General features: G+C 63.9%; 11 protein-coding genes. 6 read left to right on the forward strand and 5 right to left on the reverse strand.

Annotation, left to right across the window (positions count from 1 at the left end; all coding sequences use genetic code 11):
- The first annotated feature begins 13 nt into the window (after positions 1 to 13).
- From WCE59_RS01680 to WCE59_RS01695, 4 genes are read left to right on the forward strand one after another with little or no spacing between them, the layout of a single operon-like run.
- A complete protein-coding gene (locus WCE59_RS01680; protein WP_343256958.1) occupies positions 14 to 1,198 on the forward strand; it encodes a Fic family protein in 1,185 nt (394 codons plus the stop codon).
- On the forward strand, positions 1,195 to 2,733 hold the full coding sequence (locus tag WCE59_RS01685; protein WP_343256959.1) for a class I SAM-dependent DNA methyltransferase: 1,539 nt from the start codon (positions 1,195 to 1,197) through the stop codon (positions 2,731 to 2,733). Before WCE59_RS01680 ends, WCE59_RS01685 begins: the two co-directional genes overlap by 4 nt.
- Positions 2,726 to 4,189, forward strand: a complete 1,464-nt coding sequence (locus WCE59_RS01690) for a restriction endonuclease subunit S (RefSeq protein ID WP_343256960.1) — start codon at positions 2,726 to 2,728, stop codon at positions 4,187 to 4,189. Before WCE59_RS01685 ends, WCE59_RS01690 begins: the two co-directional genes overlap by 8 nt.
- A gap of 33 nt (positions 4,190 to 4,222) precedes the next feature.
- The gene (locus tag WCE59_RS01695; RefSeq protein WP_343256961.1) at positions 4,223 to 6,073 is read left to right on the forward strand and encodes a GmrSD restriction endonuclease domain-containing protein; all 1,851 of its coding nucleotides are present in this window, start codon (positions 4,223 to 4,225) and stop codon (positions 6,071 to 6,073) included.
- A gap of 289 nt (positions 6,074 to 6,362) precedes the next feature.
- On the opposite strand, the gene arsJ is transcribed toward WCE59_RS01695, so the two are convergent.
- From arsJ to WCE59_RS01720, 5 genes are all read right to left on the reverse strand, one after another.
- Positions 6,363 to 7,580: an organoarsenical effux MFS transporter ArsJ gene (gene arsJ / locus WCE59_RS01700; protein WP_343256962.1), complete on the reverse strand. Its 1,218-nt coding sequence runs from the start codon at positions 7,578 to 7,580 to the stop codon at positions 6,363 to 6,365.
- A 1-nt stretch (position 7,581) separates the two neighbouring features.
- Positions 7,582 to 8,589 (reverse strand): ArsJ-associated glyceraldehyde-3-phosphate dehydrogenase, encoded by a 1,008-nt coding sequence (locus WCE59_RS01705; protein WP_343256963.1) that lies wholly within the window; start codon positions 8,587 to 8,589, stop codon positions 7,582 to 7,584.
- 34 nt (positions 8,590 to 8,623) lie between these two features.
- Positions 8,624 to 9,124: an arsenate reductase ArsC gene (locus WCE59_RS01710; RefSeq protein ID WP_449284074.1), complete on the reverse strand. Its 501-nt coding sequence runs from the start codon at positions 9,122 to 9,124 to the stop codon at positions 8,624 to 8,626.
- 89 nt (positions 9,125 to 9,213) lie between these two features.
- Positions 9,214 to 10,500 (reverse strand): arsenic transporter, encoded by a 1,287-nt coding sequence (locus tag WCE59_RS01715; RefSeq protein WP_343256964.1) that lies wholly within the window; start codon positions 10,498 to 10,500, stop codon positions 9,214 to 9,216.
- A 2-nt stretch (positions 10,501 to 10,502) separates the two neighbouring features.
- Positions 10,503 to 10,841 (reverse strand): ArsR/SmtB family transcription factor, encoded by a 339-nt coding sequence (locus WCE59_RS01720; protein WP_343256965.1) that lies wholly within the window; start codon positions 10,839 to 10,841, stop codon positions 10,503 to 10,505.
- A 38-nt stretch (positions 10,842 to 10,879) separates the two neighbouring features.
- Here WCE59_RS01720 and arsH point away from each other — a divergent pair, with 38 nt between their 5' ends.
- Both arsH and WCE59_RS01730 read left to right on the forward strand, forming a co-directional pair.
- A complete protein-coding gene (gene arsH / locus WCE59_RS01725) occupies positions 10,880 to 11,611 on the forward strand; it encodes an arsenical resistance protein ArsH (RefSeq protein WP_343256966.1) in 732 nt (243 codons plus the stop codon).
- A 100-nt stretch (positions 11,612 to 11,711) separates the two neighbouring features.
- On the forward strand, positions 11,712 to 12,287 hold the full coding sequence (locus WCE59_RS01730; RefSeq protein ID WP_343256967.1) for a beta-lactamase hydrolase domain-containing protein: 576 nt from the start codon (positions 11,712 to 11,714) through the stop codon (positions 12,285 to 12,287).
- The last annotated feature ends 3 nt before the right edge of the window (positions 12,288 to 12,290 follow it).

The following is a 12,290-nucleotide window of genomic DNA, read 5'->3' on the forward strand; positions in this document are numbered from 1 at the left end:
TGCAAGCTACCCCATGACCCTGCCCCCTTGGATCTGGCAGCAGCCCGCCTGGCCCCGTTTCACATGGGACGCTACGGCGCTGGCCTGCCTGCTGCGCGACTGCCAGCAGGTCCAAGGCCAGCTGCTCGGCATGGCCGGAGCCGCCGCCGGCGACCTGCAGGCCGAGGACGCGCTGGACACCCTGCTCTCCAACATCGTCGACTCCTCGGCGATCGAGGGCGAGCAGCTAGACGTGGGCTCGGTGCGCTCGTCGCTGGCCCGCCGCCTGGGCCTGGCCGACGAACCGGCGCGCCCCACCGCCGCCCACGCGGAAGGCTTGGCCGAGCTGATGCTCGACGCCACCCGCAATGCCGATGCCCCGCTCGACCTGGCGCGGCTGCTGCAGTGGCATCGCTGGCTGTTCGCTGCCAACGACGACCTGCTGCCCACGGGCATCCGCGTCGGTGCGTTGCGCGGCAGCGAGCCGATGCAGGTGGTGTCGGGACGCATCGACCGCCCGACGGTGCATTTCGAAGCCCCGCCCCGCGACGGACTCGAAGCGCAGGTGGACGACTTCATCGGCTGGTTCAACGCCTCGCGTCAGGACAGCGCGCTGGATCCCCTGCTCCGGGCCGGTGTGGCGCACTTCTGGTTCGTCACCCTGCACCCGTTCGACGACGGCAACGGCCGCCTGACCCGGGCCCTGACCGACCTTGCCCTCGCCCAGGCCCAGCCGCAGGCCATCCGCTTCCACGCCATGTCGGCCAGCATCCTCGAGGACCGCGCCGGCTATTACCGCGTGCTTGAAGCCAGCCAGAAGGACGGCCTCGACATCACCGCTTGGCTGAAGTGGTTCCTGCGTACCCTGCACGACAGCCTGACCCGCGCCCTGCACCGCATCGACCGCGTGCTGGCCAAAGCGCGTTTCTGGCAGGCCCACCGCGAACAGGCGCTGTCCGCCGAGCAGGCCAAGGTGCTCAACCGCATGCTGGACGGTGGCGAACGCGGCTTCGAACAGGGCCTGACCGCACGCCATTACCAGGCGGTCGCGAAGGTCTCCAAGGCGACCGCCACCCGCCACTTGGCCGACCTGCTGGAGAAGGGCTGCATCCGTCGCCTGCCCGGTGGCGGCCGCAGCACCCGCTACGAGATCAACGCCCCGGCACCGGGCATCCCGCTGCCGCCCTGCCCCACTTCCACTGAAGAACCCAAGGCATGACTCACAACGACATCGTCCAGAAGCTCTGGAACCTCTGCGACGTCCTGCGCGACGACGGCATCAACTACAGCGACTACGTCACCGAGCTGGTGCTGCTGCTGTTCGTGAAGATGGAGTACGAGCAGGTGCAGAACAACGCCGCCTTCGAGCACAAGCTGCCCAAGGGCTGCCGCTGGCCGGATCTGGAAAGCCGCTCCGGCCTCAACCTGCTCGATCATTACCGGCAGATGCTGCTGGACCTGGGCAAGAGCAGCGACCCGATGATCGCCGCCATCTACGCCGACGCGCAGACCCGCCTCAAGGAGCCTCGCCACCTTGAAACCCTGGTCAAGGCGCTGGACGGGCTGGACTGGTTCAGCGCCCGCGAGGACGGCCTGGGCGACCTGTACGAAGGCCTGTTGCAGAAGAACGCCAGTGAGACCAAGTCCGGCGCCGGCCAGTACTTCACCCCGCGCCCGTTGATCGATTCCATCATCCGCTGTCTGAAGCCGCAGCCCGGCGAGACCATCCAGGATCCCGCCGCGGGCACGGCCGGCTTCCTGATCGCCGCGGACACGTACATCAAGGGCAATACCGACGACCTGTACGCGCTGGACGACAAGGCCCGCCGCTTCCAGCGCCGCAAGGCCTACACCGGCATGGAGCTGGTGCCCGGCACCCGCCGGCTGGCGCTGATGAACTGCCTGCTGCACGGCATGGACGGCGAAGGCGAAGGCGTGGTGCAGCTGGGCAACAGCCTGGGCCAACCCGGCGCCGATCTGCCCAAGGTCGACATCATCCTGTCCAACCCGCCCTTCGGCACCGCCAGGGGCGGTGGCGGCCCGACCCGCGACGACCTCACCTACCGCACCAGCAACAAGCAGCTGGCCTTCCTGCAGCACATCTATCGCGGCCTGAAGCCCGGTGGCCGTGCCGCCGTGGTGCTGCCCGACAATGTGCTGTTCGAGGCCGGCATCGGCACCGAGATCCGCCGCGACCTGATGGACAAGTGCAACCTGCACACCCTGCTGCGCCTGCCCACCGGCATCTTCTATGCGCAGGGTGTGAAGACCAACGTGCTGTTTTTCCAGAAAGGCACCGCCGACAACCCACGCCAGGAGACCAGCTGCACGCAGGCGACCTGGGTCTATGACCTGCGCAGCAACATGCCGAGCTTCGGCAAGCGCACGCCGTTTGGCGAGACGCATCTCAAGCCGTTCGAGGATGTGTACGGCAGCGATCCCAACGGCGGCAGCCCGCGTACCGATGAAGGTGAAGAAGGTCGCTTCCGCTGCTTCACCCGGGCGCAGATCGCCGAGCGCGGCGACTCGCTGGATATCAGCTGGCTGAAGGATGCCGACAGCATCGATGCCAGCAGCCTGCCGGCACCGGAAGTGCTGGCAGCCGAGGCGATGGCGGAACTGTCAGAAGCGCTGCGCGAGCTCGATGCGCTGATGCAGGCGCTGGGCGCCGGGGATGAGGCGCTGGAGCAGAAGCGTTTGCTGGCGGAGGTGATGGGGCTGGAAGTTGTGGATGGTGAGGTGGACGGTGAGTGAGTTGCCGGCGGGGTGGGCCGTCATCGAAATTGGCCAAATCAACACATACAGGTCCGAGACGATCGACCCATCCAAGTACCCCCAGGAAACGTTCGAGCTCTACAGCGTGCCCACCTTTCCGACCCGCCAACCGGAAATCCTCCAAGGCGAAGAAATCGGATCAAACAAGCTAAAGGTGAGACCTGATGATGTGCTCCTCTGCAAGATCAATCCGCGCATCAATCGCGTTTGGGCTGTTGGTGAAAAGAGGGAGCACGAACAAATAGCGTCTTCAGAGTGGATCGTCCTGCGCCAGCCGCATCTAGATACCAGTTTCATCCGGTATCAGTTGAGAGAATCCGACTTCCGAGAGCGTCTCTGCGCGGAGGTCTCAGGGGTCGGCGGTTCGTTGACACGCGCTCAACCGAAGAAGGTGGAAGGCTACACGCTGCGCATTGCCCCGCTCGCCGAGCAAAAGCGCATCGCCCAGAAGCTGGATTTGCTGCTGGCGCAGGTCGACACCCTCAAGGCCCGTATCGACGCCATTCCCGCCGTGCTCAAGCGCTTCCGTCAGTCAGCCCTCTCCGCAGCAGTATCTGGGAAATTGACAGAAGACTGGCGAGAGCAGGAAGTCCAGTTGGAGACCGGGCAAGACGTAATAGATAACGACGCGAGGGCGAAGCGAAAACTTCTACGAGAAAATCCAGGACTCAAAAACAAGAAGTCCTCCTTGCAATCCGAAATCGAAGAAAGCTACATCTTCGACATACCCGGAAGCTGGTCCTTCACCACCTGGGGAAAACTTTCCGAGTGGATTACCTACGGATTCACTCGGCCGATGCCCAAATCCGCGTCAGGCGAAAAGCTGCTGACAGCCAAGAACGTACAGCGCTTTGATCTCGACTTGAAGCACTGTGGCTTGACGACTCAAGATGCTTTCGAAGCCCTATCGGAGAAGGACAAGCCGATCATAGGGGACTTGCTTATCACCAAGGATGGCAGCATCGGCCGATCCGCACTCGTCACAACTGACGAGAGATTTTGTATCAACCAGAGCGTAGCTGTTTGCTGGCTGCGGTCTACGACGATGGACAGACGCTTTCTTGAGTTCCTCGCGAATAGTGAGCACACACAGCGATTCGTCAAAGACAAGGCCCAAGGAATGGCGATACAGCATCTGTCGATTATCGACTTCGCCAAGTGCCCCGTTCCTGTACCTCCCGCTAAGGAACAGACGGAAATTGTCCGCCGCATCGAGCTTCTCTTCGCTTTCGCCGACCAACTGGAAACCAAGGTCGCCATCGCCAAGCAGCGCATCGATGCCCTGACCCAAAGCCTCCTCGCCAAGGCCTTCCATGGCGAACTGGTGCCACAGGACCCGAACGACGAGCCCGCCAGCGTGCTGCTGGAGCGTATCCGCGCCCAGCGCGCCGCGGCACCCAAGCCCAAACGCGGCCGCAAGACCACTCTCAACTGAGCAAACTGCAAATCCATTAGGGGGCGCACCAAAATGACCACATTCGACAGCACGAAGCTGCCACTGAAAGACCTGCTCAAGGACATCGTCAACGGCAAGATTCAGCTGCCCGACTTCCAGCGCGGTTGGGTCTGGGATGACGAGCACGTGCGTAGCCTGCTGGTCAGTCTGGGGCGCTCATTCCCCGTGGGCGCGGTGATGTTGCTGGAGACGGGCGGCTCGGTGCGCTTTCAGATGCGTCCGGTCGAAAACGTGCCGCTGGAGGGGCTTGTAGCCCCCGAGAAGCTGATCCTCGATGGTCAGCAGCGCCTGACTACGCTCACCCAGGTGCTCAAACTGTCCGGACCGGTCAAGACGACTACGGAAAAGGGCAAGCCGGTCGAGCGCTATTACTACATCCATATCCCCACTGCGTTGGCGGGGCCGGACCGGCTGGACGACGCAATCGTCGCCACTGATGGAACTCGGCAGCAGCGCAGCGATTTCGGTCGCAGGGTTGACCTTGACCTGAGCACGCGAGAGCTGGAATGCCGGCATCTCTACTTCCCCTGCTCGGAGATCCTGGAGGCGATGGACTGGTTGCAGGACCTGTACCAGCACAACGCCGATGCCGTTCCGCAGTTCTTCGAGTTCAAGAAGGAGGTGCTGGACGCCTACAACGAATACCAGATCCCGCTGATCGTGTTGAAGAAGGAAACCAGCAAGGAGGCGGTATGCCTAGTGTTCGAGAAGGTCAACACGGGCGGTGTTCCACTATCGGTCTTCGAGCTGGTCACCGCCACCTATGCGGCAGACGGCTATAACCTGCGGGACGACTGGTTCGGAAGCGCGCAGCGACAGGTCTCTTCGCGCCGCAAACGGCTGGCGAAGGAGCCGATCCTCAAAGGCGTTGAGAACACCGACTTCCTGCAGGCAGTGACCATGCTGCACACGCTTGAAAAGCGACGCGCCGACCTGACGGCCGGGAAGACCGGGAAGCAGGTGACGCCTGTCAGCGCCAAACGCGCGTCGGTGCTTGAGCTGCCGCTCGAGGCGTACCAGCGCTGGGCTGATCCGGTGGAACAGGGCTTTCTGCGCACGGCCAAGTTCCTGAGGCAGGAGTGTTTCACCACCACACGCGACCTGCCTTACCGCACTCAGCTTGCACCGCTGGCCGCAGTGCTTGCACTGGTTGGCGCCGAGGAACGCTGGCGTGAGCCGCGCATCCATCAGAAGCTGGCGCAGTGGTACTGGTGCGGCGTGCTTGGTGAGCTGTACGGCGGCGCCGTAGAAACGCGCATGGCCAACGATGTGGAAGAGCTTCTGGCCTGGATCGAAGCCGATGGCACGCCTCCCCGCACTATCGCTGACGCGGCTTTCCAGATTGACAGGCTCGCCTCGCTTTCGACCCGCAACAGCGCTGCCTACAAGGGCATCAACGTACTGGTGTTGCGCCAAGGGGCACATGATCTGTTCTGGAAATCCCGGATCCGCGATCTTGAGGCCGACGAAGTCGCTCTGGATATCCACCACATCTTCCCGCGCGATTGGTGCGAGAAGCAAAGTATTCCGCGTCGTCGCTACGACTCGATCATCAACAAGACGCCTCTCTCGTACAAAGCGAACAGGATGATTGGTGGCACAGCCCCATCCTCCTACCTGGCCAAGTTGCAAGCCCACAAGCAGGTCCAAGTGGACGAAGCCGGCATGGATGCGCTGCTTGTCACTCACCACATTCCAGTGGCAGCGCTGCGATCTGACGACTTCGAGCTGTTCTATTCACAGCGCCAGCAGAAGCTGCTTTCCTTGATCGAGGGCGTCATGGGCAAGCAAGTTGCGTCGGAAACAGTTTCCGAGCGGGCTGCCACCTTGGGCCACAGTATGTTTGCAGAGGAACAAGTCTGACCTGTGCGCTATCACGCGCCACTTCGGGGCGATAGATCCTTCAGACGGGACAGCGGCAGACGCGTCTTGCGTGCCGACCCGCTTCTATCCGACTGCTCCAGTCAGGACAGCGCCAGCAACTGAGGAGACTCCCTCGACCCTACCCCCGATAACTTGGCCTAATCTGCAGCAAGGGTCCACTTGCGGCCACCTCCTCACCCAAGCTCAGAGAGATAGCTGCGGATGGCCGAAGGCTCCTGCATCGCACCGACCTGAGCCCGGTGGGCAGTTTTGACGGCCCAGATAACGACTAGCGATTCTCGTGACGCGGCCGCTCCAAGCCAATCGACATCACGACTGCCGCCGCTACCAAGCCCGCCGAAACCATCAGACAGGCTGCCAGACCGAATTGCTGGAAGATCCAGCCCGAAAGCACGGTTCCGAGCAGGCGACCCATGGCATTGGCCATGTAATAGAAGCCGACGTCCAGGGACACCCCGTCTTCGGTCGCATAGCTGATGATCAGGTAGCTGTGCAGGGAGGAGTTGATCGCGAACAGCACGCCGAACACGGCCAGCCCCACCATTAGCACCCACTGCGGCGACACGCCCTGGACCAGAAGGATCGCCATGATCGCGGGGACCAGCGCGAGGACGCTGGCCCAGCCCAGGGCGGAGCGGCCATCCGGCACCCTGCCGCTGCGGCGACCCGTGACCCACGGCGCCAGAGACTGGACCAGGCCGTAGCCGATCACCCAAGCAGCGAGGAACCCGCCAACCTGCCAGAAGTCCCAGCCCAGCGACGCCGCCAGGAACACCGGCAAGGCGACCACGAACCAGACGTCGCGGGCGCCGAACAGGAACATGCGCGCCGCCGACAACTGGTTGATGGCCCGGCTTTTGGAGAAGATGTCGCGGAACTTCGGCTTGGCAGTGGCCTTGCCGAGATCACGCTTGAGCAGGGCCAGGCTCACCAGCCACACCAGCGCCAGGCCGGCGGCCATGATCGCGATCGCCGGCCTGAAGCCGACCCCCGCGAGCAGTGCGCCGCCCAGGAAGAACCCCACCCCCTTCAGCGCGTTCTTGGAGCCGGTCAGCGCCGCCACCCAGCGGTACAGCGCTCCCTGCCGGTCGGCCGGGACGAGCAGCTTGATGCTGCTCTTGGCGCTCATCTTGTTCAGGTCCTTGGCAATGCCCGACAGGGCCTGCGCGGCCATCACCCACGGCACCACCAGCCAGGCGGTCGGGACCAGCAGCATCGACAGCGCCACCACCTGCAGCGCCAGGCCAATGTTCATGGTGCGGTTGAGCCCGATGCGCGCGCCCAGCCAACCACCCACCAGGTTGGTGACGACGCCGAATATCTCGTAGAACAGGAACAGCATCGCGATCTGCAGCGGGCTGTAGCCCAGCTGGTGGAAATGCAGCACCACCAGCATCCGCAGCGCACCGTCGGTAAGGGTGAACGCCCAGTAGTTGCCGATGATCAGCAGGTACTGGCGCACGGCCGGTGAGAGGCGCGCGAGCATCTCAGCGATCCGCACTTCCGACCAGCCGCACAAGGTCCGCGGTCCGGTGCACGTATCCCCACTCGTTGTCGTACCAGGCGTAGATCTTCACGTGGGTACCATTGACGACCATGGTGGACAGCGCATCGACGATGCTTGAGCGCGGGTCGGTCTGGTAGTCGATCGAAACCAGCGGGCGCGTTTCAAAGCCCAGGATGCCGGCAAGCTCACCCTCGGCAGCCGCTTTCAGCAGGGCGTTGACCTCCTCCACGGTGGCGGCCCGCTCGACTTCGAACACGCAGTCGGTGAGCGAGGCGTTGGTCAGCGGCACGCGTACGGCGTGTCCGTCGAGCCGGCCCCGCAGTTCCGGAAAGATCTCGGCAATCGCCGTGGCCGAGCCGGTGGAGGTGGGGATCAGGCTGCTGCCACACGAGCGCGCCCGGCGCAGATCCTTGTGGGGCGCGTCGACGATGGTCTGGGTGTTGGTCAGGCTGTGGATCGTGGTCAGGCTGCCGTGGCGGATACCCAGGCCTTCGTGGATCACCTTGACCACCGGCGCCAGACAATTGGTGGTGCACGATGCAGCCGAAACGATGCGGTGCCGGGCCGGGTCAAAGCGGTGATGGTTCACGCCCATTACGATGTCCGGCGCGCCGGCTGTCTTGATCGGCGCGGTCACGACCACGCGTTCCACCCCCTGATCCAGGTACGGCTGCAGCACATCCGGCTTGCGGAACTTGCCGGAGGCCTCGATCACCACATCGCAGCCGGACCAGTCGGTGGCGGCCAGTTCCCTGTTGCGCGTGACCGGGATGCGCGTGCCGTCAATGACCAGCGCGTCGCCGTCCGACTCGATCTCGCGATCCCACCGGCCGTGGACCGAGTCGAACGCCAGCAGATGGGCCAGCGTGTCCGGGTCGCCGGCAGGGTCGTTCACCTGCACGAACTGCAGGTCCGGATCGTTCCAGGCGGCGCGCAGGGTGAGGCGGCCCATGCGGCCGAAGCCGTTGATTCCAACGCGGAGGGTCATGTACTCATGCTCCAGGAGCAGTTTGGGGTGCGTTTCAGGTCGCCGAGGGTGTTTCGCCCCCGTCCGGGAGCGCTTCGATCGCCAGGCGATCCCAGGCTTCAGGCTGGAGAGACAGCAGCAGGGAAATCCGCTGCTGCAACATCTGCAGGGCGTCACCGAAAGCATTGAGCTGGTGCTCCCGCGTGCCGGCGGCCGCTGACGGGTCGGGGATGCTCCAGTGGGCGGTGACCGGATGCCCAAGCCAATGTGGACAGGCCTCGCCAGCCGCGCGGTCGCACACCGTGATGATCAGGTCCATTCGGGGAGCGCCGGGTGCGCTGAACTCGTCCCAGCTCTTGCTGCGCAAACCATCCGTTGGCAGACCGGTCGCTTCCAGCACCTGTATGGCCAACGGGTGGACGTGGCCTTCCGGATGGCTACCGGCGCTGTACGCCCGCAACCGTCCGTGACCCAGGCGGTTGGCCAACGTCTCGGCCATCACGCTGCGCGCCGAGTTGCCGGTACACACAAACAGCACGTTGTATTTGTCCTTCACGATGTTCCCCTCGAGTCAGCGCCGCATCCAGGAGCGGCATTTCAGGTGGTCGCAGAGTGACGATTGAAGCTGTTGATCGGGACGGCTCTTTACCCAAGACTCAGCCGTACGGCCAAGGCCGCCAAGGTGACCAGCAGGACCGGAAGCGTCAGGACGACGCCCACTCGGAAGTAGTAGCCCCAGGTGATCTTGATGTTCTTGCGCGCCAGCACGTGCAGCCAGAGCAGCGTGGCCAGGCTGCCAATCGGGGTGAATTTGGGACCCAGGTCGCTGCCGATGACGTTGGCGTAGATCATCGCCTCACGCACCGCGCCCTCCGCTTGACTGGCATCGATGGACAGCGCACCCACCAGCACCGTGGGCATGTTGTTCATCACCGAGGACAGCACCGCGGTCAGCAGGCCGGTCCCGAGGGTCGCGCCCCACAGGCCATAACCTGCGAACCCGTCGAGCAAGGTCGCCAGATGGTCGGTCAGCCCCTGGTTGCGCAATCCAAAGACCACCAGGTACATGCCCAGCGAGAACACCACGATCTGCCATGGCGCTTCCCGGACCACCTTGCGGATCGGGATCAGATGGCCATTCGCTGCAACGCCCAGCAGGACCAGGGCCCCGGCTCCGGCTACCGCGCTGATTGGCACGCCGAATCTCTCCAGCCCCAGAAACCCCACCAGCAGGAGTGCCAGCACCGCCCAACCGGCCTTGAAGGTGGTCGGGTCCACAATCGCCGATCGGGGATCCTTCAGCTGGGTCGCGTCGTAGCTCACCGGGATGTCGCGGCGGAAGAACCACATCAGCATGGCCAGCGTCGCAGCTACGGAGACGAAATTGACCGGCACCATGACCGAGGCGTATTCGGCAAAGCCGATGCCGAAATAGTCCGCCGAGACGATGTTGACCAAGTTGGATACCACCAGAGGGAGGCTGGCGGTGTCGGCAATGAATCCAGCCGCCATGACGAACGCCAGCGTGGCCGCCGGGCTGAAGCGAAGGGCCAACAGCATTGCGATCACGATCGGCGTGAGGATCAGTGCCGCACCGTCGTTGGCAAACAGGGCCGCTACAGCCGCGCCCAGCAGCACCAGGAAAACGAACAGCCTGCGTCCGCTGCCCCTGCCCCAGCGCGCCACGTGTAGCGCCGCCCACTCGAAGAAGCCAGCTTCATCGAGCACCAGGCTGATGATGATCACCGCCACGAACGTAAAGGTGGCGTTCCAGACAATGCCCCAAACCGTGGGGATGTCCGCGACCGCCACCACGCCGGTTATCAGCGCCAGGACCGCGCCGAGCATCGCGCTCCAGCCTACTCCGAGCCCTTTCGGCTGCCAGATCACCAACACGATGGTGACGATGAAGATCCCAAGCGCGACCAACATGCTTAAGCTCTGGCCGACTTCGGTCGCGAAGCCGGCGCGGGCTGGCACTGGTTGTGATCGCCCCCGCAGCAATTGTGCGTCAGGAATTCGATGAGGCCGTTCATGGCCTCGAAGTCGGCGCGGTAGGTGATGTGCCGACCATGCGCCTCGCCCTGGATCAATCCCGCCGCGGTCAGCTCTTTGAGATGAAACGACAGGGTTGCACCTGGGAGCGACAGCACTTCGGCAATTTCCCCAGGCGTGCGCCCTTGGGGACCGGCCTCCACGAGGAGACGGAAAACAGACAGACGCGTCGGCTGGCCGAGGGCTGCAAGGGCTGTGGTTGCACTATTCAGTTCCATTTTTCTAAAATACTCGAATTGAATGACAAGAGGCAACGATGTCCCTCCCCGATTCACCCAACTTGACCCGCTCGGCTGTGGACAGCCCCAGCCTTGAGAGCCTCGGTGTGGACGGCTCCCCGCACCGCCCGCGGATCCTGATCCTCTACGGCTCGCTGCGGGCGGAATCCTACAGCCGTAAGTTGGCGCTGGAAGCTGAGCGCTTGCTTCGCCACTTTGGAGCCGAAACCCGGGTCTTCGATCCGCACGGCCTGCCCATCCAAGGCAGCGTCGAGCCGGATCATCCAAAGGTGCAGGCACTGCGTGCGCTCTCCTTATGGTCGGAAGGCCACGTGTGGGTGAGCCCAGAGCGCCATGGCACCCTCACAGCCGTGTTCAAGAACCAGATCGATTGGCTTCCTCTGGAGGAAGGCGGCGTGCGACCGACCCAAGGCCGTACCCTGGCGGTGATGCAGGTCAGCGGCGGCTCGCAATCATTCAACGTGGTCAACTCGCTCCGCTTGCTGGGCCGCTGGATGCGCATGGTCACCATCCCCAACCAGTCCTCCGTGCCCAAGGCCTGGCAGGAGTTCGACGACGAAGGACGCATGAAGCCCTCACCCCTCTACGACCGCGTGGTGGACGTGATGGAAGAGCTGGTGAAATTCACTCTGCTGGTGCGTGACCGCAGCGACTACCTGACAAGCCGCTACAGTGAGCGCAAGGGTGACCTGGCGGTTGCCGCATTGGCGGAGGCTTCCGGCGCGGAGCTCGTCCGCGTGAATTCGTGAGCTGGCCCTTCCCTACCCCCGAATAACGCGCCCTACTCCGCAGCGACCTGGTCGGACCACCCTTATGGCGGCTTCACCGGCACGCCCCACTATCAAAGGCATGAAATCCAGCTCATTCCGCATCTCAGGGCGAATCGAGGCGCTGACCTGGTCGCTCCTGGGCGCGCTGCTTCTGGCCGGCTGCGCCTCCGTCGATTCAGCAAGCCGGCATGTCGACGCTGCGCCGGCTGACGCAGCCGAAGAGGTGCCCCTGCAGGCGGTGCGCAGCGGTCTGTTCGCCTCCGGCCAACCCACGCCTTCCCAGTGGGCTTCGATCCGCGCAAGCGGGGTCACCACCGTCATCAATCTGCGTCCAGACGACGAGATGGGAGGACGCGACGAGGCATCGGAAGTCGCCACAGCTGGCTTGGTTTACCGCCAGCTCGACGTCGGTGGAATCCAGGACATCACCGATGCCAACGCTGCTCAGGTGCAGGCCTGGATAGACGAGGCACCGGGACCCGTGCTGCTCCATTGCTCCTCCGGCAACCGCGCCGGCGCGCTGCTGGCAATGATCGCCGTGCGCAACGGCGCGCCGCCGGAAGAGGCTCTGGAGGTGGGGCGCCGCGCCGGCATGACCAGCCTGGAAGATCCGGTGCGTGCCCTGTTGGACCTCGAGGCGGCGGACACACGTTGATCA

It is taken from the genome of Luteimonas qiangzhengi, from assembly GCF_039548515.1.
In the GTDB taxonomy this organism is placed as follows: domain Bacteria; phylum Pseudomonadota; class Gammaproteobacteria; order Xanthomonadales; family Xanthomonadaceae; genus Luteimonas.